Source organism: Fictibacillus sp. 26RED30 (assembly GCF_015903845.1).
Lineage (GTDB): Bacteria > Bacillota > Bacilli > Bacillales > Fictibacillaceae > Fictibacillus > Fictibacillus phosphorivorans.
Window position 1 is genome coordinate 307,809 of sequence record NZ_JACZDV010000003.1, and the last position, 22,526, is coordinate 330,334.

The 22,526-nt window shown below is 39.5% G+C and carries 22 protein-coding genes; 9 read left to right on the forward strand and 13 right to left on the reverse strand.

Annotation, left to right across the window (positions count from 1 at the left end; translation table 11 throughout):
• Positions 1–7: 7 nt before the first annotated feature.
• The 4 genes from IHV11_RS17455 to IHV11_RS17470 form a co-directional block, all read right to left on the reverse strand.
• Entirely contained in the window at positions 8–2,863 is a 2,856-nt protein-coding gene (locus tag IHV11_RS17455) for an ATP-binding protein (protein ID WP_197195685.1), read from the reverse strand.
• 8 nt (positions 2,864–2,871) lie between these two features.
• Positions 2,872–4,089, reverse strand: coding sequence for a metallophosphoesterase family protein (locus IHV11_RS17460; protein ID WP_197195686.1), 1,218 nt, complete (start codon positions 4,087–4,089; stop codon positions 2,872–2,874).
• Positions 4,090–4,202: 113 nt separating this feature from the next.
• Positions 4,203–5,477: an ABC transporter permease gene (locus IHV11_RS17465; protein WP_197195687.1), complete on the reverse strand. Its 1,275-nt coding sequence runs from the start codon at positions 5,475–5,477 to the stop codon at positions 4,203–4,205.
• On the reverse strand, positions 5,470–6,366 hold the full coding sequence (locus IHV11_RS17470) for an ABC transporter ATP-binding protein (RefSeq protein ID WP_197195688.1): 897 nt from the start codon (positions 6,364–6,366) through the stop codon (positions 5,470–5,472). The genes IHV11_RS17465 and IHV11_RS17470 overlap by 8 nt, the downstream gene beginning before the upstream one ends.
• Positions 6,367–6,513: 147 nt before the next feature.
• On the opposite strand from IHV11_RS17470, the gene IHV11_RS17475 reads away from it, so the two are divergent.
• A complete protein-coding gene (locus IHV11_RS17475; protein ID WP_197126855.1) occupies positions 6,514–6,699 on the forward strand; it encodes a YhzD family protein in 186 nt (61 codons plus the stop codon).
• A 29-nt stretch (positions 6,700–6,728) separates the two neighbouring features.
• Positions 6,729–7,163: a GNAT family N-acetyltransferase gene (locus IHV11_RS17480; RefSeq protein ID WP_328085768.1), complete on the forward strand. Its 435-nt coding sequence runs from the start codon at positions 6,729–6,731 to the stop codon at positions 7,161–7,163.
• A gap of 370 nt (positions 7,164–7,533) precedes the next feature.
• Here IHV11_RS17480 and IHV11_RS17485 read toward each other — a convergent pair whose 3' ends face one another.
• The 6 genes from IHV11_RS17485 to IHV11_RS17510 form a co-directional block, all read right to left on the reverse strand.
• Positions 7,534–9,018 carry an aldehyde dehydrogenase family protein gene (locus tag IHV11_RS17485; RefSeq protein ID WP_197126854.1) on the reverse strand — a complete coding sequence of 495 codons (1,485 nt, stop codon included), beginning with the start codon at positions 9,016–9,018 and terminating at the stop codon, positions 7,534–7,536.
• A gap of 279 nt (positions 9,019–9,297) precedes the next feature.
• Positions 9,298–10,149 carry a Cof-type HAD-IIB family hydrolase gene (locus IHV11_RS17490; RefSeq protein WP_197195689.1) on the reverse strand — a complete coding sequence of 284 codons (852 nt, stop codon included), beginning with the start codon at positions 10,147–10,149 and terminating at the stop codon, positions 9,298–9,300.
• A gap of 156 nt (positions 10,150–10,305) precedes the next feature.
• Positions 10,306–10,674, reverse strand: a complete 369-nt coding sequence (locus tag IHV11_RS17495; protein WP_137790553.1) for a YlbF family regulator — start codon at positions 10,672–10,674, stop codon at positions 10,306–10,308.
• 49 nt (positions 10,675–10,723) lie between these two features.
• Positions 10,724–11,860, reverse strand: a complete 1,137-nt coding sequence (locus IHV11_RS17500) for a DUF445 domain-containing protein (RefSeq protein WP_197195690.1) — start codon at positions 11,858–11,860, stop codon at positions 10,724–10,726.
• A 71-nt stretch (positions 11,861–11,931) separates the two neighbouring features.
• The gene (locus IHV11_RS17505; protein WP_197195691.1) at positions 11,932–12,621 is read right to left on the reverse strand and encodes a diphthine--ammonia ligase; all 690 of its coding nucleotides are present in this window, start codon (positions 12,619–12,621) and stop codon (positions 11,932–11,934) included.
• Between the two features lie 20 nt (positions 12,622–12,641).
• A complete protein-coding gene (locus IHV11_RS17510; protein ID WP_370568707.1) occupies positions 12,642–13,259 on the reverse strand; it encodes a polysaccharide deacetylase family protein in 618 nt (205 codons plus the stop codon).
• Positions 13,260–13,389: 130 nt separating this feature from the next.
• Here IHV11_RS17510 and IHV11_RS17515 point away from each other — a divergent pair, with 130 nt between their 5' ends.
• From IHV11_RS17515 to IHV11_RS17540, 6 genes are all read left to right on the forward strand, one after another.
• A complete protein-coding gene (locus IHV11_RS17515; protein WP_197195692.1) occupies positions 13,390–14,286 on the forward strand; it encodes a PucR family transcriptional regulator in 897 nt (298 codons plus the stop codon).
• A gap of 176 nt (positions 14,287–14,462) precedes the next feature.
• A complete protein-coding gene (locus tag IHV11_RS17520) occupies positions 14,463–15,482 on the forward strand; it encodes a hypothetical protein (RefSeq protein ID WP_197195693.1) in 1,020 nt (339 codons plus the stop codon).
• Positions 15,479–16,411 (forward strand): ABC transporter permease subunit, encoded by a 933-nt coding sequence (locus IHV11_RS17525; protein ID WP_197195694.1) that lies wholly within the window; start codon positions 15,479–15,481, stop codon positions 16,409–16,411. Before IHV11_RS17520 ends, IHV11_RS17525 begins: the two co-directional genes overlap by 4 nt.
• Positions 16,412–16,548: 137 nt before the next feature.
• The gene (locus tag IHV11_RS17530; RefSeq protein ID WP_197126847.1) at positions 16,549–17,646 is read left to right on the forward strand and encodes an ABC transporter ATP-binding protein; all 1,098 of its coding nucleotides are present in this window, start codon (positions 16,549–16,551) and stop codon (positions 17,644–17,646) included.
• 316 nt (positions 17,647–17,962) lie between these two features.
• Positions 17,963–18,742 carry a transporter substrate-binding domain-containing protein gene (locus IHV11_RS17535; RefSeq protein WP_231619394.1) on the forward strand — a complete coding sequence of 260 codons (780 nt, stop codon included), beginning with the start codon at positions 17,963–17,965 and terminating at the stop codon, positions 18,740–18,742.
• A complete protein-coding gene (locus tag IHV11_RS17540; protein ID WP_197126846.1) occupies positions 18,735–19,388 on the forward strand; it encodes an amino acid ABC transporter permease in 654 nt (217 codons plus the stop codon). Before IHV11_RS17535 ends, IHV11_RS17540 begins: the two co-directional genes overlap by 8 nt.
• Before the next feature lie 34 nt (positions 19,389–19,422).
• Here IHV11_RS17540 and IHV11_RS17545 read toward each other — a convergent pair whose 3' ends face one another.
• On the reverse strand, positions 19,423–19,671 hold the full coding sequence (locus IHV11_RS17545) for a hypothetical protein (protein WP_197195695.1): 249 nt from the start codon (positions 19,669–19,671) through the stop codon (positions 19,423–19,425).
• Between the two features lie 73 nt (positions 19,672–19,744).
• Entirely contained in the window at positions 19,745–19,939 is a 195-nt protein-coding gene (locus tag IHV11_RS17550) for an alpha/beta-type small acid-soluble spore protein (RefSeq protein ID WP_066239924.1), read from the reverse strand.
• Positions 19,940–20,125: 186 nt separating this feature from the next.
• Here IHV11_RS17550 and IHV11_RS17555 point away from each other — a divergent pair, with 186 nt between their 5' ends.
• A complete protein-coding gene (locus IHV11_RS17555) occupies positions 20,126–20,434 on the forward strand; it encodes an ArsR/SmtB family transcription factor (RefSeq protein ID WP_066391336.1) in 309 nt (102 codons plus the stop codon).
• A 461-nt stretch (positions 20,435–20,895) separates the two neighbouring features.
• Here the strand turns inward: IHV11_RS17555 and IHV11_RS17560 are convergent, their stop codons facing one another.
• Positions 20,896–22,413 (reverse strand): aldehyde dehydrogenase family protein, encoded by a 1,518-nt coding sequence (locus IHV11_RS17560; RefSeq protein WP_197195696.1) that lies wholly within the window; start codon positions 22,411–22,413, stop codon positions 20,896–20,898.
• Positions 22,414–22,526 lie beyond the last annotated feature (113 nt).

The following is a 22,526-nucleotide window of genomic DNA, read 5'->3' on the forward strand; positions in this document are numbered from 1 at the left end:
CCTTTGGTTACATTTCAGCGATAACGGATTGGTGTGGCCAATGTATGACAGGGACTGATGGAACGGTAGAAGCGATATGTTTATGACAGGTAAAGAACAGTACCTGCCGATCAAACGCAGCTTCTTGTATCAATTGTAATGTTCGTTTTGTCCTTAAGCCATCAAAGTTAACCGCAATATCGTCCATTAAAATCGGAAAGTCTTTCGGTCCTGCATGGTAAGCTACTGCTAATCGGATAGCTAAATACACTTGTTCTGCAGTCCCCCGGCTTAACTCATGCGGGTAAAAACCTATTCCTTCCCCGTTTACAACCATTAGTTCATTTTTGTCTGTGAACGTAATAGATTGATATTCACTTTCTGTTATTTTACTAAAATAAACACTCGAAGTCTCTAAAACCGCTGGTAGCTTTGTTTTTTGATATTCTTCTTTTACTTTTAAAAGAGCATGCTGTGCAAGGCGCACGCTTGCCCATTTCTTAACGAGCGTGTTCCATTCATCTTTAAGCATCTCAAAACGATGCATATTCTCTGAGTAACTGCCATCTTCAAGCAGTTTCGCTAATTCCCAGTCCAGTTTCCCTTTTGCTTCAACCTTCTCGGCATATTGTTTTTGTATTTCTTCCTCTTTTCCTTCCAGAAATGATATATGATGAAGCGTTTTTTCAAAGTGAACCGTTACTTTCTCCGCCATCACAACGACTTCTTCTTCTGAAAACCCTAACGATATCAATTGATTAAATAGCGATTCACGTTCTTCTTTTAGCTTGCTGAACCGTTCCTTGTTTTTACCTTTTACATAAAAGTCTGCTTCCTTGCTAACTTTGGCATCATTCCACAAAGTATGGATCTGATCATCTAAAAAGGTGATTTTTTTCTCAAACTCTTCCCTTCGCTCGATGAGTTCCCTTCTATTTTGCTGTAGGTGCACTGCTCGCGATTGATTTTTAAGTTGCTTCTCCAATTCGGCATAACAAGAGTTGATCCAGTATTTCGTATCTTCTTGGGGTTCTTCTCCCAATACAAGTGATAGTGAACTGGCTTTCTTCTCATAATTATTTTGTTTTAGCGTTATATCTTTTACTTTAATTTCTGCTTCATTTCGCTGTCTTAACAAATCCTTAAGCTGAAGAACTCGCTTCATATAACCTGATACGAAAAGCCGGTCCAACTGCCCTTTGTACCCGTTATCTGACGCCCATCGTTGCGCACGATCAAGGACAGTTGCTTCTTCCACTTCTAAATAATCCAGCCGTTTAGCAAGCTGTACATAGATGTTGTTTTCGTTAGAAAGCTGTAGAGAGAGCTGCATCCATTGTTTACGATTGACCTCATCTTCTAACAATCGATGATGTACGTGTTTTGGCATTTCTTCACCTGACCGGTTCTTCCTCAAATACATGAAGCTTAAAACCAGAGACGTAATCAATAGAAGAACTCCCCCAAACATGACTGGTGGATGATTTGAAATCCAACCAGACCAAAGAAGTAATACGGAAGAAAATATGGGCAATAGTATTGTATAGGAAGGAATATTTCTTGTTTGCTTATGATTTGAATGCTGATACTTTGCATATTCTTCTTCAGATAGTAGGTTCGCTTTTTGTTGTGCTTCTTCCGCTTCTAAACGCTCGAGATTCATTCTAGAGTCCTCGAGCTCGTCTTCTAACCTACTTTGTTTATCTTTAACCTGCTCATGCTGCTTGATCAAATCTTCTAGAAGATGAAGAGAAGATAAAGACAGTGAAAGTTTCTTAAGCTCTTCTTCAGACCACGTTTCTCCGATCTCATCAACGAGCTCTCTTTCTTCATTTTTTAAAGCCTGTATGTGACGTTGAAGCTCATGTAGCTGGTTGAAGAGATGTTCATATTCAGGAAGGTGATTAAACAAACGTTTAATCTCTGTTTCGTATTTTATTATTACTTCATTACTTATCACTGATTTCAGCTCGGTTTCAACATCTTGAATACGGCTATCTGTGTACGTTAAGTCACTTTTTAAGCCTGAATACTCTTTTCGCCATTCGTCATATTGTTGAAGTCCGTTTTCTGGAAAATAAAATTGGTCAGAATCCAGAGAGCTTATCTCTACATCAAGCTGTCTATATTTTTGCAGTACAGGCTTTAATTCGAGTAGCCTCTTGTTTGAGAGAAGTTGTGTTTGGATCTCCGTAAACTCTTGTTTAATTCTCTCAAGATCCTTCTGTTGAGCTTCTTTTTCGTTCGTTAACGCCTGATAACTCTCGTTTTTTTCTTTTAAGAGTTGAAGTGATTTTGCTGATGAAGAAAGCTGTTCTAACTTTTCATTAATGATTGGTTTTTTGCCTGCTTTTTTAAATAAAAGAGCTTGTTTCTTCTCAAATGTCTGTTCGATGTCTAATAGATCACGGTCACCTGAGATAGCTGTGCTTAATAAAAAATTACCGAGTTCTTCAGATGATAACTTGTCTAATTTTTGTAAGCCATCAAGACCAAAGCAAAATGCACCCGTATACAACGATTGTTCCATTCCATCTACCAACTGAATCAGAAATGCCTCTTCTTTCTGCTGCCCCGTTTCATTAAAAAGTATCACATCACCGATTACAGTAGATCGCGCTATTCTCTCAATCGTCCAAGTGCCGTGTATATGATGGTGAATGGTGATCTTACCACCCATTCTGTTTCCGTCTTTAGGTTCATAACGGCGTTGATTTTGACTTTTTGTAGGAAAACCGTAGAACATACATTTAATAAAGTCCATCAGTGTCGTTTTTCCTGCTTCGTTTTCTCCGTAAAGAATCTGCAGCCCCTTATTTTCGAAGGCAATTCTACAATCCTTTAAACCACCGAAGTGATAGATATGAAGGGAAACGAGTTTCATATTTTCACCTACCTGCTTTTATGAAGTTCTGATAATAATAATTGTTCAGCTTGTTGTTTGATCTCTTCATAATCTTGTTCATTCAGCTCTATGTATTTTCTGGCTGTTCGGTGTGTAGACAATTCATAAATCGCTTGTTGCAGTTCTGAATCATCTTCTAGAACACACTGTAAATCTTGAAAAAAGGCAGATTGTTTCATGGATTGTTCCTCTTGAAGAGAAGGGGTCGTTACATTCTTAATCGAAACAACATGCACAAACGAAGAATCATAATCTTCCTCACGCAAGATTTCTTCTAAATCTTCAATGAACGTTCCATCCAAAAGCTCATGATAAAGCTGAGTTTGACCCGTCAACTTTAAGACAAGAAGGACACCTTTATTACCTTGTTGATGCGTGTTGATCTGTTTTTCACACAAAAGGATCACTTCTTGCAGACTATGAACCTCAGTTAAATTAATGCTGCTTTCTTGCCAACTGATTTCGGACGTGGAGTAGAACCGACTTTCGACTTCATTATGGTTTAAAGTAACGATGTAGCCACCTTTTTCACCTAGTTCTCCACTATGTCTGCCTTGTATATTCCCTGAATAACGAACGGGTGGATCTATGTTTAAATCTATTCTTTTATGAATGTGTCCGAGCGCCCAATAATCGTAGCCTTTTTTTAGAAGCTCTGTTAACAAAAAAGGCGCGTATCTGCTGTGTCCGCTATAACCATCAGCCTGTCCATGCAAAATGCCAATATGATACAAATCATCTCTTTTGTCAGGATAATGTAACGTTCGATCATCTGTCACCGCTGCAGTTTCATAGCTAAATCCGTGCAAAGCCGCTACCTGTCTTCCCTTTTTTTCAAAGTAAATAGTCTGAACATGGTTCCCACCAAAAAAGTGTACATTGCTCGGCCACTCAAGATCTACCCATTGTCCATCTAATGGATCATGATTGCCATGAACAACATATACGTTTATGTCATAACTCTTCAGTTTCATAAAACAGTTTTTCAAATATGATTGAGCCTTTAAGCTTCGGTTTCCGCTGTCATAAAGATCTCCTGCAATCACTACAAAATCTACTTCTTCTGAAATCGCAAGATCGATCAGACGTTTAAACGATACGAACGTGCTATCAGAAAGCCGCTGAAAAAGCCCATTAGGCAACGAGGAAAGTCCTTTGAACGGACTATCTAGATGGAGATCTGCACAATGTAAAAACTTTATCATTTCACTCATCCTCTTTTTCTACCATTCTTCCCTTCATTTTAACATATATACGAAAGCACGTTCGCTTGTGAATGTGTAAAAAAAGAGAGCTCAATGGCTCTCTTTTCAAAGTATTAAACGTCGGTTGTATTTTTCTTCTCCTGCTTGGATAAAAGGAGGGCTTGCTTAAACAATTTCAAGGAAGGTGCGTTTCCATACATCAAAACCCCTCCACGATATACACGAGCACCAATTATGGCAAACAAGAAGATGGCTCCGACTAAGACGCTGATTCCAAGTGCTACTTCCCAAACCGGTAATGAAAGCATCCCTACACGAAGCAGCATGAGCATCGGTGTGAACAGCGGGAAGTATGATGCCGCTGCAACAAAGCCAGACTCTGGATTTTCTCTGCCGAACATGGCGATCATAAATGCTGCCACGATTACGATTACTACTGGTGTCATCAGATTATTTACTTCTTCAACTCTGCTGATCAATGATCCCAGCATCGCAAACAGAGTAGCGTATAAGAAGAATCCTAAAATGAAAAACACAAGAGCATAGATGATTAGTGACGCTGGAATTTCGTTCAACTTTAGTTCATTGATGATACTCTCACTTCCACTAAGCTGTCCGTTTAATTTAACAGCTAGAAACCCTCCAGCAACAAACAACGCAAGCTGAGTTAAAGCGACGAGTACGATCCCAAAGATCTTCCCAAACATCTGTGTCACAGGCGATACAGAAGAAATCAGTATTTCCATAACACGTGAAGATTTTTCTGTTGCCACTTCTACGGCGATCATACTTCCATACATCATGACGGCCATATACATGAAAAATAGGACCACATACACTAGGATGTATACTTGAGCTGCCTCTTCCTCACTTTTCGCTGAATCTGACAATGACTCCTTAGCAAAAGTAACCGGAGAATAAATAGCAGCGAGCTGTTCTTGGTTCAATCCAATGGACTCGGCGGCAGATTTGTTCTTAATCTGCTGCAGGGCCAACTCTACATCTGCAATCAAGCTCTGTTGGGTTACATCTTCCGCTTTATAAGTTCCTGTGATGATACCTGAAGCATCACGATCCAGAATTAAAAGCCCTTCGATTTTACCATCAAGTACTGCTTTTTCTGCTTCACTTTCCGATTTCGTAAACGCTTCAGGTTTCAAATCATCATTTGTTTGCTTAAGTTGTGCTTGAAGAGCTGGAAGTGTCTCTCCTGTTCGGTCAATAACTCCAATTTTAGAAGCCTCATCTTCACCGAACATTTTTGTGATCTCGTTCATATTCGTTATGACAAATAATAATCCGATTGTAATCAATGTAGTGATCAGGAATGGTTTTGATTTAATTTTAGATCGGTATGTATGCATCATTACAGTCATAAATTTACTCATGAACAACACCTACTTTCTCGATGAAAATATCATTTAATGAAGGTTCTTCAAGTTCAAACTTTCTTACAAATCCTTTTGACTGAATAGCTCGGAACAAATCTTGAGCCACTTCTTCTCGTTCAACTTGAAGAATGATCCCATCTCCCGTTGGACGATGTTTAAGAACTCCTGATGTGTCTTTAAGATAAGTTAGATCAAAATCTGCTTTAACAGATACGTTCTTTTTCCCAAAAGATCGTTTGATCTCTTTTAGATTTCCTTGAACTACTGACTTTCCTCTATGCATGATGCACAGATGCTGACATAGTTCTTCTACGTGCTCCATCCTATGAGATGAGAAGACAATCGTCGTTCCTTCTTTTTTCAGCTCATGAACAGCACTCTTCAAAAGTTCAACATTTACGGGATCTAATCCGCTAAACGGTTCATCTAAGATCAAAAGTTCTGGACGATGAAGGACAGCCGCAATGAACTGTATTTTTTGCTGATTTCCTTTAGACAATGCTTCTACCTTCTTGTTTAAATACTCCTCAGCACCAAAACGCTTCAACCACTTATTCGTTTGTTCTTGAATTTGTGAACGAGTCATACCGCGCAACTGCCCTAGATAGATCAACTGCTCTCTTACGGTCAGTTTTGGATATAATCCTCTTTCTTCGGGTAGATACCCAATAAGGTCACTCGTCTCATAAGAGATCTCTTTGTCGTTCCACGTAATTCTTCCTTGTGATGGTGTTAACAACCCTAAGATCATTCGAAATGTCGTCGTTTTCCCTGCACCGTTTGCACCTAACAATCCAAAGATCTCACCTTTAGGAATCTGTAAGTTAATTCCGTCAACGGCTGTAAAACTACCAAACTGTTTTCTTACCTCGTTAATGCTCAACATGACTATATCCCTCCCGCTGTAAAATATACCATATATTCCTAGTACGTAGTGTAATACCTTAAGTTTCATACAAATTCTTAAGTTTATGGCAGGAAAAATTCGTCGAATGTTGAAATCAAATTTAGATACGAAAGGAGTTCGATCATCATGAATACATACGCACTAACTGCATACGAAAGTAACGGGGAAAAAATATTGGATGAAACGATTTCCGCTCCGAACGACTCTGTAGCAAAAGAGCAAGGAGAAGCCCGTTTGGCTGAACTGAACATGCAAGAAAAAGCGCATCGTCTGACTTCACCAAAGGGACAATTGCTTCTTTTCCATCGCTAATGAAACTCATGGAAACGAGGGAGAAAACAGTGAGTGAAGTAATTCTACGTGAAGCTCGATACGATGACAGTTACGAACTTTCTTATTTAATGGGTGAACTCGGTTATCCAACAAAGCCCGAGGAAATGACAGAGAGATTAGAGACACTGCTTCCTAATTCTGCTTATGCTTGTTTTGTGGCTTGTGTAAACGACCAAGTAATTGGGATGATCGGCCTTACAAAAGGAATTTATTTTGAAAAAAACGGCTGCTATGCTCGTATTTCTGCTCTCGTAGTAAGTGAAGAGTTCAGAGGAAATGGCATCGGCAAGGAGCTCGTTCGTTATGGAGAAGAATGGGCTAAAGAACAAGGCTGCACAGCAATATTACTTAATAGCGGCAAGCATCGAACAGACACGCATGAGTTCTATCGAAGTTTAGATTATGACGACACAGGACTTCGATTTATTAAGGTGATGCTTTAATAATCAGCTGGGCGACGAAGAGATTCGTCGCTTATCAATGTTAAATTGTTCATTCAGAAGCAAGAAGGTCGAGGGAGTGAAGTTTTTAAGGAGCGGAGTGTAGTTCTCCTACATGAGCACCGAAAAAACAAAACTGACGAAGAGATTCGCCGCTTATCAATGTTAAATTGTTCATTCAGAAGCAAGAAGGTCGAGGAAGTGAAGTTTTTGAGGAGCGGAGTGTAGTTCTCCTACATGAGCACCGAAAAAACAAAACTGACGATGAGATTCGCCGCTTATCAATGAACAAAGAAAAAACCGGATGCTGGATCTAGCACCCGGTTTTCCCTATTTATCCGCTCAATTCTTTGACCCCGTTATATCTTGTTGTCTATTTTAGGTTAACCCACACACTCTTAACTTCTGTGTAGTTATTTAATGCATAAGATCCCATTTCACGTCCGATACCGGATTGCTTGTATCCGCCGAATGGTGAAGCAGCATCAAATGCATTATAGCAGTTCACCCATACCGTACCAGCACGAAGCTTGTTCGACACATAATGAGCTGTTTTTAAATTCTCTGTCCATAGTCCTGCAGCAAGACCATATTCTGAGTCGTTTGCACGAGCGATTACATCATCCAAGTCATCAAACGGCATTGCAGCCACAACTGGACCGAAGATCTCTTCTTTTGCAATCGTCATCTTATCATCAACATCGGCGAAGATTGTCGGCTCGACAAAGTACCCTCTGTCAAACGGAGTTGTTCCTCCTGTTAACAATTCTGCACCTTCATCTTGTCCTTTTTGGATGTAACCAAGAACACGGTTATGCTGTTCTTGAGATACGAGCGGCCCCATCGTTGTATCTGGATCTAACCCAGGACCTTGCTTGATCTTCTTCGCATGAGACACAAGGTCTGCTACGACATTATCAAATGATTTCTTTTGAATATATAAACGTGATCCCGCACAGCAAACTTGTCCTTGGTTGAACATGATTCCGCTTAATGCACCAGGAACTGCACGGCTCATGTCAGCATCAGGCAAGATGATGTTTGGTGATTTACCACCAAGCTCTAGCGTTACTCGCTTCAAAGAGTTAGACGCGTTACGCATGATCAGTTTTCCAACTTCAGTGGAACCTGTAAATGCAATCTTGTCCACGTTCGGATGATCAACCAGCGCCGCACCTGTTTCACCAGCACCTGTTACAACGTTTAGCACACCTTCAGGGAACCCTGCTTCATGAGCTAATTTTGCCAAGTAAAGTGCAGATAGAGGTGTTTGCTCTGCCGGCTTCAGTACGACCGTACATCCCGTCGCAAGTGCAGCACCAAGCTTCCAAGCTGCCATCAATAGTGGGAAGTTCCAAGGAATGATCTGTCCGACTACACCTAGCGCTTCATGACGCGTATAGTTGAAGAAGCTTCCTGCTACAGGAATCGTCTGTCCCACGATTTTTGTTGACCAACCAGCATAATAGCGGAAATGCTCAATCGCAAGCGGAACATCTGCATTCATCGTTTCGCGAATCGGCTTTCCGTTATCCAATGTATCAAGCTGTGCTAATTCTTCTTTATTCTCTTCCATCAATTCTGCTAATTTGTAAATTAAGTAACTTCGCTTTGAAGCAGGCATCTTTGACCAATAACCTGTTTCAAAAGCTGCTCTTGCCGCCTTTACCGCCTTGTCGATATCTTCAGTCCCACCTTCAGATACAACGGCTAAAACTTCTCCAGTTGAAGGGTTTAATGTTTCAAATGTTTTTCCGCTAGCTGAGCTGACCCATTCCCCATTGATAAAATGTTTTTTCGTTCCGTTAAGAAACTCGGCCACCTTTGGTTTTAATTGAAGGTCTAAAGTTTTTTCCATTTGAATCCTCCCTTTACATTGTGGTTCTTACATAAATATTATTCGTCACGATTCATGTAAACCCTTTCATTTTCTACATTTGTAATAAAACTGAAACGTTTTTTACGAAATTCGACGGGAGTTGTCGAAGTGAGGCGAAGGTTATGAAATAAGCTGTCAAGAGAAGTGAGAGTGAACACATCCCTTGCATACCAAGCCTTACACCTTCGTTCTTGCCCCAACTAAAAAAGACTCCTCTCAGACAAAATGTCTAAAAAGAGCCCTCTTAATCTCAACTGACTATCGTTTCAACGTCTGGAAGCGCATCTGCTTGCGGAACACTTCTTTAATCATGTACGGTACGCCTAGCTGGTCGTTTGTACGCGTGATCCACTTCGCTTTTCTCTTCACTTCATCAGGTGCGTTTGCCATCGCCACACCTAGCCCTGCAAACTCGATCATATCTAAATCGTTATAAGAATCCCCGATCGCTACCATCTCATTTGGTGCGATGCCAAGTTTCTCACCAAGGAACCTTAACGCATTTCCTTTTGTTACTTTTTTAGCTGTGATCTCTAACTGACATTTGGCTGAAGAAGAATATTCAAAGTCTGGCATATGTTCATTTAGATACTTCATAGCAGACTCGCATTCTTTTTCATCAAAAAACTGTACATCCATCTTTGGCGGTGCCACTTCTTGCGCGAGAACATAATCTCCTAAATTCTCTGTGAAAGAAACAGGATAGAACAACGGATCCCCCGTACTTAATGTTAACTTGGCGACTAGCTGACTTTTTTGCTTAAGCTGATTTCCGACGGAGAAGCGCTCATGGACTACCCGCATGTGGCATTCGTAATTTCCAAGCACTTCTACTATTCTGTAAGTATCCTCGACCGATAACCTTTTTTCTTGAAGAGGTTCATCAAGAGATGAAGCAATGAATCCACCATTATGACTGATCAGATAACTGTCGATCCTTAAAGCTTTGGCGATTTTTTGTGTAGATGGAAAACTCCTGCCCGAAGCGAGTGTGACATAGACCCCTTTTTGCTGCACATAATCAATGGCTTCTTTCGTTTCTTTATCGATACGGAAATTGCTTCGCAGTAGGGTTCCGTCGATGTCAATCGCTAGTAAACGGTATACCATGATGCGCTCCCCCCATTTCGCGAAAATATAGTATAAGAACTCGTGTTAAGTTTATGACCTTGAAACATGCTTTAGAACGCGGACAAACCTAAGAAATACAATGCAAAAAGAAAACCCCCTGCTACAAAAGTAACAGAGGGTTAAATCAGTTCATTATTATTGCTGTTGTCCGTCTTCTTCAACCATTGGTCCGTAAAGTTCTTCCAGTGGCTTTGTGATCACTTTATTTAGATCATTGATGATCATGCTCATGCGTTGCTCTGCTGCCATAAGCTTTGAGATTGTTTCGTTCTGCTGTACATCAGCAAAAAGCTTTTGAGCTTCTTCAATCTCTTCAGGAGTCACTTCCTGGCCGTTCATTTGTTTTTGTTGAAGATTTACTTGAATATCACGGAATTTACCGAAAAGTTCTTTCGTTTCCGGATTGTTATTTACTTCATCATAGCTTTGTTTTAAAGCTGTAAAGTCCTCACTATTGCGTAGTGCTTTTTCTAAGTCGTAAGCAACATCGTATACGTTTGACATTGGTAAAATACCTCCTATTGATTAACTACGGTACCCACTATAACAGACTCTACAAAAATAGTACAAGGATACCTTGAAAAACACCGATAACTCCGCCTAACAAAGCTCCTAGCCATGTGATCATCTTAAGTTCGCTTTTTGCGATCGAAATGATGATTTCCTCTAGACGCTCTAGAGAAAAGGTCTCAACTTGTTCTTCCACGATTTTCGCAAGATGCATCTTCTCAAGCAGCATTTCTAATCGTGCTACAAATAGATCAAGTCCCGCAGCGACTGCTTTTGGAGTTAGATCATCTACAATCCACTCTTCAACAGAACTAGCTAACGAAGAAACAGGTGTATTTAGATACTCTTCGATTGGAAGTCTAGCCGTGATTTCTTTTGCTAAACCTGTGGTCATTTCAGGCATGTTCAGCAATCCAAGGGCTTCATCCATTCTTTTTTCCATGAAGCTGCGATATTCTTCCTGAAGCAGATTCAACACCGTATCACGTGTATTTTCATGTTTCATGAACTTGATCAGTTCCGGCTGTACTTTTTCGGCGATGCTCACATTGCCAAAGAACATAGACACCATATTTACGAGCATTCCTTTATCCATTAGAAATGCATCGATACCACTTGCCAGGGATTTTCGGCCTTCTTCGCTCTCTAAATAAAGAACGCCTTTGTTTAAGAGCCAATCAACGACTTCTGGCAGCTTTTCTTCTCCTCTAGCAACAAACTTTTCTGGTAAAATATCTTTCATTTCCTTGCCGTTTGATTCCTGCAGCATTTTTTTCATACGCGAGCTCAGCCATGCTTCGGTTGTCGTTTGGATTCTGTTCTGAACATCGTCTACTCCGAAATCCTTTTTAAGCAGTTCACTGATCGTCATGTCACTCTTTAAAAAGCGTTTTACTTCAACCTGAACGAGCTCCGTCATTTCTTTGCGAAAATCGGCATCGTTAATTTTTGCCTGCACACCTTCTGCGGTCAGGAGGTGATTGGTTACAGTCTCACCAAGCTGAACAGCGAGCTGTTTTCTTCGCTTCGGTATAAGTCCCGGTGTAAACGGAACTCTATACTTACCAATGTATAATGTATTAAACGGTCGAAATAACATTCGGATTGCAATGGAGTTTGTTAATCCTCCAATAAACGCACCGACGATCGCCATGATTGAAATTGAAATCCATACGTTCATATTTTAATCTCCATTACTCTAGATTCTATTTTCCTAGTATACGTCATTTTGAATTGTGCTAGCAATTTGGACTACACACTTGGAAGGATGTCTACATAATAAAAGCGGTCTTCTTTACTGATCATATCCTTTACGATGCGAGTCTCACCTAACGTATACGTAATAGGATAGGAAAAGTTCGGTCCATCAAAAACAAATGTGTGAAATTCTCCGTTCTCGCCACAAATGTCATGTTTCTTTGGATAGTCCTCTTTAAACTGCTCGTCTATGACCCGGCCAGTAAAAGAGGCATCTATTTTTAAAGTATCCGAGCAGCATACCACAGTCTTAAACCCCTTACGTAAGAACTCATCTATAATATGCTCTGTACTCTCGCCCCATATTGGAAATACAGGTGTAATCCCTGTACCGTTTAACATTTTTTCACGGTACTTTTTTACATCTTCTAAAAAAATATCGCCAAACATGATGTACTGTATACCATCAGCTTTAATATCATCAACGGCTTTTTTCATTCTTTGCTGGTACATATCATTCGGACAATCTTTAGGTATCCAAACAACTCGAAGCGGTAAACCAAGTGATTGTGCCTGCATTTCTAGGAGTTCATTGCGAACACCATGCATGGTTGTCCGCTCATAGTCTTCTGTCAACGTTGTTAGTAAAGAATCGATCTCCCATTCCTCAGACTGCTGCAATCGATACAAAGCTAAAACTGAATCTTTTCCTCCGCTAAATGAAACTACAATTTTTCTTTTCATATAGAACCCTCCATAGTTAACTATTTAGGAGGCAATACGAACTCATAGCCTTCTAGTTTTAATTCAGAAATCAATTCGTCTAGTATTCTCACGGTTTGCTTTAATTCATGCAACAAGATAACAGAGCCATCCTCTGCATGATTCAAGATGTTATGAACAATGTGTATGGGATCATGTTTGTGTTCCCAGTCAAGACCTGCGACTTCCCATAAGAAAGGAACTTTGCAGAGCTCTTTAAGAACATACAATGTATCTTCGTTGAACTGTCCGTAAGGCGGACGAAAGTATTTAACTTCTTGACCTGTAAGAACCTCTAGATGCTTCAAATTCGTAGAAATATCATGCATCTGATCACGATAAGAAAGTCTCGTTAAAACACGATGGCGCAATGAATGCCCACCGATCATATGGCCGTCCTCTATCACACGTTTCCACGGACGATTTTTATGCAGCAACTTCGACTGCCAAAAGAACAACGCTTTAACATTATATTTTTTGAGAATATCCAGCAGTTCAACTAAAACAGAAGATGGCCCATCATCAAAAGTTAGAATTAGAGATTTCGAACCTTTTGTTTTATACTGCTTGTCCCAATTTTTTATATTTGTCCATATATCGTTATTTTCCCAGTCGTACACGACCGTTGAAGAAGTTACTCAAGGACACGTTTTCATGGTGTCTCCTCCTCTTGGAAATCTGTTAGTTTAGTTAACCACTTAACATTGCTATAATAATAGCAAGCTTTTCGTTGAAAGGATATGAAAATGGATGCTTGATAAGCTAAAGAAGCACTATAAGAATTTATTCACAACAGACCTCTCACAGCAGACAGGCTTTTACTGGTTCCTTACTGATGATAGCGAGCCGTTTGGGATTTCTAAATCTGCCGTTTCTGAATCCGAACTTACATTACTTCAATCGATGTTTAACATATATGAAAATGATAATCAGGCAAATATTTTTTCTTCACAGCAGTTAAAATGGAAATCGCTCCTTTTTGATGACGAACTAACAACTGAAGAAGGTTTCTACCGATTTGTCCATTTTTTTAGCAAACAGCCTATTACCGATTATGTTTCTTTTTCTGAAGCGGTAAACGGACTTTTTCCTGAAGATGCAGTTCTCCTTCTGAACAGGGATCTTAAGAGTGGCATTATTATTGAAACATCGAAACAGGAATTTAGTGAAACACCTTATGAAGCGTTAAAAGATATGCTTTCAACAGACTTTTATATGGATATTTCTATTTATATAGGGTGCTATAACAGTCAACTGAATCGCGCAAAAGAAACCTATGACAGAGAACAGCAACAATTTTTAAATGTGAGGAATCTTTTGATGCCGAAATCCGTATATACAGTAGCTGATATCGTGCCGTATATCCTTCTTCAGTCTGCTAGTCCTATGGCCGATCAAACATTAACTGCATTAGTAGAAGAATGGCGGGAAGAAGACGAAGAAACTTTAAAAAGCATCAAAGTATTTGTTGAATGCAACCTCAACGTTTCGTTAGCGGCGAAACAATTATATATTCACCGAAACAGCCTTCAATATCGTGTGGAAAAGTTTTACGACAAAACAGGCATTGATGTGAAACAACTGAAAAACGCACTCACCGTGTACTTAGCGATTCTTCTTATCGAACAAAAAGAGAGAAATATGTAACAGCTGCTTCCATTTTCGGAAGCAGCTTTTTTATACCTACAAACGTAGATTCATCACCTATGGAAAACAAGCAGGGTTAAGAAAATGACTATTTACAAATAAAGGAATAAATCACCTTATGTCGAATTATTTCTAAAAAATAGAGATAACGCGAGTAACAGGGGGATTCAATTCTTATGAAGTATTTTAAACAACCTTCTTTTTTAATCGGATTAACGATTCTAGTCTTACTTCTTAGTGGGAGTTTTGCCTATTCACTTTTGAAGGAAGAAAGTACTCCGTCAAATATTCTTTATGATGAAAAAGGAAAAATGATTGACCGAGCACCTTTTGAAAGAAGTGCGGAATACCCACTGGGTTCAGATCAATTCGGAAACAATTACGTTTACGTCCTGCTTGAAGGAGCAAAATACACGCTCGGTTTTGTAGTGTTGATCACGATAAGCAGAATGATTTTATCGATCTTAGTATCATTTATTCTTCTCGTGGTTCCTAGCTTTATAAAGAAACTAATCAATAGAATTTCAGAAATTTTTTATTTTGCACCTCTGTCCATTTTTGCTTACCTGCTCATCGCACCAGCTTTAATTGCTTTCAGCTGGAGCTATTCTGACTTTACACAATTTATGATCACTACTTGTGTACTCGTCGTGTTGACTGTGCCCGTCTTATCCGTACAAATTGCGAATGAGATCTCTATCTTATCAAAGGAAGAATTCATTCAGCACGCACCTCTTTTAGGAGGTGGAAGGATTCACGTGTTCATGAAGCATATCCTACCTTGTCTATCACCTAAGCTTTTGCTCTTAACCGTTCAGCAAGCCGGCCAAACCTTAGCTATACTCGCCCATCTTGCTTTTTTAAAAATCTTCGTTGGTGGATTCTCAAAGATTACGTACACACTTCCTGGTGTATCAGGCACACCGGTAACGTATGAAAGAACGTTCTCAGATTCTCATGAATGGGGTGGTTTGATCGTTCAGAACTGGGACTTTTATTATGGAGCTCCAATACTCGTAATCGCTCCCGTATGTTGTTTTGTTCTATGTTCCATCGCTATAAATTTAATGGTCTCCGGCATGACTAAAAGTGAGAATCATTCATCCACAGTGCAGAAGAAAAAGATAACGACCTCTGAAGAAACCCTTCCACCAGCTTCATTTCTGCCAGTGAAGAAAGGGAGGCTGAACGCATGATCAAAACGGCTGGAAAGCTACTTTCATTCTTTTTGTTATCTATTTTAGGGATTCTCCTTTTCACTTCACTGCCTGTCCTTATTTATGACTATTCGGTGCTAATGAATAACACTAGATTAATTGATACTGGGCAACTCGATAACAATTCTTTTTTAACAAATAGCATACAGTTTGAACTACACGCGTATTTGCAACAATTAAAATTTACAGTTCAGCAGATCATGGACCTTACACAAACCACCTATTACTCTAACGGGAGTGACTATCAGCTCTTGCCTGCCTTTTTAGAGGTGTATCCCCAATCTTTATCGTTTTTTATGGGAGGGCTTTTAGCCAGTCTCTTAGTTGGGATCAGTTTTGCTGTTATATATATGATCTTTCCATACCACATCAGGTTAATCATCAAAAAAGTAATACTTGCGATTGAAACGTTGCCGGATGTCTTTATCATCATCTTAGTACAGCTGACAGTGATCTGGTTTTATAAAACGACCGGGTTACTTATGTTTAACATTGTAAATGTATACAAAACAGAGGCATACTTTTTGCCGATATTCACGATTTCCATACTTCCTACTCTATATGTAACGAAATACTTAATCTTAAGCATGGAAGACGAAGCAAATAAGAGTTATATCGAATTCGCAAGAGGAAAGGGATTAAAAAGCATATATCTTATCATTGTTTATATGTTGAAAAATACAGCTTCCTCTCTTTTTGGACAAACGAAGACCATCTTTTGGATCCTTTTATCAAACCTATTGATCCTTGAGATTATTTTTAACATCTACGGCATCATGCGTTTTATAGCTGAATATGGTGTAGAAAACCCTCACCTTGCAGCCATATCCATGATCGCTATCTTTCTTCCTTTTTTTATTATTTTTGCAACAGGCAGCCTGCTCATTCGAAAATTAGACCCACGTTAATCTCAAACAGCCTTTTTGTGCACATTGCATAAAGAGGTTGTTTTATTTTAGGCAAGTCGTCCATTTACGATATAGGACATGAAAGCGTAAACTTAAAACATTAAGAAAACGTTTACATCGGAAGGGGATTCATTAAAATGGCAGAAATTAAGTTAAATAACATCGTTAAACGATATGATAACAAAGTAACAGCTGTACATGATTTCAACCTTGATATCTCGGATAAAGAATTCATCGTATTCGTAGGACCATCTGGTTGCGGTAAATCAACAACTCTTCGTATGATCGCTGGTTTAGAAGAAATTTCTGAAGGTGATCTGATCATCGATGAGCGCGTTGTAAACGACGTAGCTCCAAAAGATCGTGACATCGCGATGGTTTTCCAAAACTATGCCCTGTATCCTCACATGAACGTTTATGACAACATGGCATTCGGACTTAAACTAAGAAAGTTCAGTAAAGAAGAAATTGAAAAGCGTGTTAAAGAAGCAGCACGTATTCTCGGCCTTGAGCAATACTTGGATCGTAAACCAAAAGCACTTTCAGGTGGGCAACGTCAACGTGTTGCACTAGGGCGTGCAATCGTTCGTGATGCAAAAGTATTCTTAATGGATGAGCCTTTATCAAACCTTGATGCGAAACTTCGTGTTCAGATGCGTGCCGAGATTACAAAGCTTCACCAACGCCTGCAAACGACTACGATCTATGTAACGCATGACCAAACAGAAGCGATGACAATGGCTACACGTATCGTTGTTATGAAAGACGGACGTATCCAGCAAGTTGGATCTCCGAAAGAAGTATACGATACGCCTGAGAACATCTTCGTTGGCGGATTTATCGGTAGCCCTGCTATGAACTTCTTGAACGGTACCCTTGAAGACGGATTCTTCAAAGTGGGTGACACGAAGATTGCTGTTCCTGGTGGAAAAATGAAGATTCTTCAAGAAAAAGGCTACAACAACAAAGATGTTGTTCTAGGTATTCGTCCTGAAGATATTCATGACGAGCCTGTATTCCTAGAGTCTTCTTCAAACACGAAAATTGAAGCGAAGATCGACGTTGCTGAACTTATGGGTGCTGAAACATTCTTATACTCTACAGTTAGCGGTCAAGATTTTATCGCACGTGTAGATTCTCGTACAGACATTCGCAACGGTCAGAACATCTCCTTAGCGTTTGATATGAACAAATCACATTTCTTTGATAAAGAAACAGAACTACGTATTCGTTAATTCATATGTTTGCAAAAAGCTCTGCTTGATTAAGCAGAGCTTTTTGTTGTCCATTTTTTTGACTACCTAGCATCAAAATATGGATTCATGTGATGCAACTACACTTTTATATGATAGCACTTAATTTTTATATGATCGTACACTAAAATTATGTGATCATGCCCCCTTTTTATGTGATATTGTGTACTCACAAAAAAATCCGCTGTTATTTTTTTCTTTATCGGGGAAAATGTTAAATGATTGACGAAATCGTCGTTCGTTTATACAATAAATTCTATAAAAATTGTCGGGATTACCCTGACGAGGAGGACTTCAATTGAAAAACACATTTAAATTCCTGTCAGCTCTCGCCCTTTCTGTCATTCTTTTGTCAGCATGCGGAAATTCAGACGAGTCAAAATCAGGTTCAGGTTCAGATAAAAAAGTACTTACCATTGGTACGGAAGCTACATATCCACCTTTCTCATACCGTGATAAAAAGACAAATGAAATCACAGGCTATGACGTAGAAGTAGCTAAAGAAGTAGCTAAACGCCTTGAGATGGAGCCAAAGTTTGTAGCAACAGAATGGAAGAACATGTTTACTTCGCTAGACTCCAAACGATTTGATCTTGTAGCGAACCAAGTAACGATTACAGATGAAAGAAAAGCTAAATATGATTTCTCTACTCCTTATACCGTTTCTGGCGGACAAGTTATCGTCAACAAAGACAACAAAGACATTAAAGGGATTGAAGATCTAAAAGGCAAAGTAGTAGGTACGACTCAAGGAAGTAACTATGCTGCTGAAGCTGAAAAAGCTGGCGCAAAAACAAAGTTCTATAAAGGTGCTGCTCAAGTATTAACAGATCTTGATGTTAATCGCGTAGATGCTGCGATGAATGATCAGCTTTTTATCCTGACAGAATTAAAGAAAACAGATTATAACGTTAAAGCTGTTGGTGAGCCTTTTAACGAAAACGAAATGGCATTTGCATTCCGAAAAGATGACAAAGATTTAATTAAAGACGTAAACAAAGCGCTTGAAGAAATGAAGAATGACGGTACACTGAAAAAGCTCTCCGAAAAATATTTTGGAGAAAACGTAAGTGAATAACTTATCTGAAATTCTGATCAACTCCCTCCCCTATTTACTGGAGGGAGCTGTTTTTACTATCGTCATAAGTCTTGTTTCGATTTTCGGAGCGCTCATATTCGGATTAGTCGTTGCTTTATGCAGGATGTCATCGAATAAATTCTTGTCAGGGATTGCTAAGGGGTATATTTCTTTCTTCAGAGGAACGCCATTATTAATTCAATTATTAATTCTTTATAACGGTTTCACGTTTATTTATGTACCTGAAGGATGGCAGGCAGCGCTTGCTGGACTCATACTTCATTTTAGTGCCTATATTGCAGAATCCTATCGTGGGGCTATTCAGTCGATCGAAAAAGGGCAATGGGAAGCCGCTTTTTCACTTGGAATGAACAAATATCTTACGTATAAAGAAGTCATTCTCCCACAAGCATGGAGAATTTCTATTCCATCCGTTTGGAATTCATTGATTGATATTGTTAAGGCCTCTTCGTTAGCCTCTGTAATTACTGTACCAGAGCTAACTTTGATGGCAGATCAGATCAGTGCGTCACAACTAATCGTACTGCCTGTTCTACTTGAAGCAGCAGTCATCTATTGGATTTTAACTTCCCTTCTGGACGGCCTTCGAGTATTACTTGAAAGAAGAATTAAAATTAGCCAATAATCCTTCATGTCTTTATAAGATATGAAGGTTTTTTCTATTCCCACTCACCAATAAAAAAAAGAACTTCTTGATGACAAGCATCACAGTAAAACACGTGTGGGCATTGGCTCTCTTTGAAATTATTCGGATAACCATCTTCAAGCTTCAGTTCATCTACATCCATATAGGGACTGTAATCATCGAAATAGTCACTCACTCTTCCCTGATCTTGAACCGCTCTTCCGCATTCTGGACAGCGAACGTTTATGGTGTGAAAGTTATTGCATATTGGACACATCGCCATCACTATCAACTCCTGTATGATTTAAAAAGGGAGTGGATTCCTCCACCCCCCTTTGTATCAACTACGAGCTAAGTTAGCGATTACCGCCACTTAACTGTTGCTGACCCATTGCGACTAAACGTTTTGTCATTTCCCCACCAACCGAGCCATTCGCACGAGCAGTTGTATCTGGGCCAAGTGTAACACCGAACTCAGATGCGATCTCATATTTCATTTGATCAATTGCTTGCTGTGCTCCTGGGACAACCAATTTGTTTCTTCTTGCCATGTGTTTCACCCCCTTGCACTTATTGTGTATCTCACAGAGTTCTATATTCGCTCTAGTCATTGGCAATTTATAGCGTTGTTCCCACTACAAATCGGTAAGATATTCAAAAAGGTTGTCTAGTTGGTTTATACTGAATTATAGTAAGATGAAATCATGTGATGATTATGAAAAAGTTGGTGAAATAATATGTCAAATGAATATGCAGTAGAGATGTTCCGAAAAACAATTCCTTTGTTTCAAGCATTAGGTGATCCTGTCAGACAAGACCTTGTACTGCTTTTAGCGGAAACAGATAAAATGAATGTAACGGATATTGCCAGTCAATCTCCTATGTCACGGCCAACCGTCTCCCATCACTTAAAAATATTACGAGAAGCTGGAATTGTGGGGACTGAGAAAAAAGGGAAAGAGATTTTTTATTTCTTAACGCTTGATCAGACCGTAGTTCAGCTCAAACAGCTCATTCACATTATTGAAGAGGAATGTATTCTGTGATTTTTTGTATTCGCATGCGATGTAGCTATTGTAAGTAGTTGATTTCCGTTCCAGGTGCTCGCTTTCCATGGGGCGAACGGTGTTCGATGAAGTATGTGTGCTCCTGCGTCTACAAGAAAAGCCTATCGAAGGGAGCTTCCTCGTCGCATGCCTTACGAGAAGAATTTGCAGAGTGGCTGGCACGCTACGCGCCATTAGGAGTCTCCACCTGCCCGCTCGTCCCATAGGAGTCTCGCACCTTACACTCCAATCAACTTGCATAGAAGTGAGAAAAAACATTAAAAATAACTAAACTTTAGAAAACAGCCTAATGTGAAAGGCTAATAAAAAAGCGATTCAGCATGGTTGTTATTGCTGAATCGCTTTTTGTTTTGAATAAACTGTAAAGAAAAGATGGAAAGCGAGCAACTGTAACGTAAATCAACTACTTCAAAAACAACTCTGCAAAGCTAAAACAGCTCTTATTTTTTCCGAAGTTGTTTAATGCCTGAACGTATAAGTTCCGCTCTCCCTTTACTGTTCGAAAAATAGGCTTTGATCAATGTTCTTATTTTTGAGTACTTCTTTTCATATGGGTACCAATTTATCTCTCGTTTTTTGATTCCCGTATCTTTCATCACTGACATCTGACGGGTAAAAGTAAACAAGCCTTCGTCTCCATGATACCTGCCTACCCCGCTGCTTTTTACTCCACCAAATGGAAGATGCGGATTTGCTACTGAAACGAGTACATCATTAATCACCGCACTGCCTGTTACAAGCTTTGATGTCACACGGTTCGCCTTTTTAGCATCCTTTGTCCATACACTTGCGTTCAAACCAAACTCAGTGCTGTTCGCTTTTTCGATCGCTTCCTCCTCTGTTGAGAAGGATATCACAGGCAGTACTGGTCCAAACGTTTCTTCTTTAACGATTTTCATATCTTCCGTAACATTCGTTAAGATCATTGGTTCCAAATACGTGCTTTCTCCCCACTGATCTGGGTCTTTGCCAGTAAGCAGAAGAGCTCCTTTCTCTAATGCATCCTTCACATGATTTTTTATGATCTCTTTTTGATGAGGAAAAGTTAAAGAGCCAATATCTTCACCAAGCTTCAGTTTCTTCGTTTCTTCTACAAGCCGGTCGATAAATTCTCCATGAATGGCATGCTGCACATACACTCTTTCGATCGACATACATACTTGTCCTGCATTCGTAAATGCTCCCCAAACTGCACCGTTCACTGCTCTTATCATGTGAGCATCTTCAAATACAATCATTGGATCTTTTCCGCCAAGCTCAAGGGTATAAGGAATAAATCTCTTGCTTGCTTCAATACCAATATTCCGTCCTGTCTCAACAGATCCTGTGAAGAAAATGCCATCTGGCGTTCCAGAAACCAAAGCTTGGCCCAATTCTTTTCCGCCATGCGCAACTTGAAGAACATTTTTCGGCAGATTCACTTCTCTCGCAATTTTTTCAATCAACAACCCGATTGTAGGTGTGACCTCAGAAGGTTTTACAATAACAGAATTCCCTGCGATCAGTGCCGAGATTACAGGTGTCATCGATAGTTGAAAAGGATAGTTCCATGGTGAGATGACTAGTACTGTTCCAAGAGGAAAATAATCTACATATGAAGATTTACCTAAAAAAAGAATCGGTGTGGAAACCTTATTCCTCTTTAAAATTTTTGGTGCGCGCTTTTCATAATGCGCGATGATATCAATTACTGGCATAAGATCTGCTGTTAAAGCTTCTGTCTTCACTTTTCCAGTCGCAGCACAAATTTCATCTACGATCTCATCCATGTTATCTAATAGATGCTGCTTTATCTTTTTTATAAACGTTAATCGAGTTTCTAACGAACGGGTGGACCAATATTGGAAAGCAGCAGAAGCTTTCTCATACATTTCAGGAATGTGATTTTCTCCCGTTTCTAACCACTGATCAATGGTTTCGCCTGTTGCAGGATGTTTTGCAATCATTACATTTTTCATTCAAGCGCACCTCCTTTGTCAAAATTTTCATATTTCTTTCATCATACCTTTTTTGATGAGTTCATGTTTATTTATTTTAAAAGATATGTTATCATGTTGATATTCTTAAACAT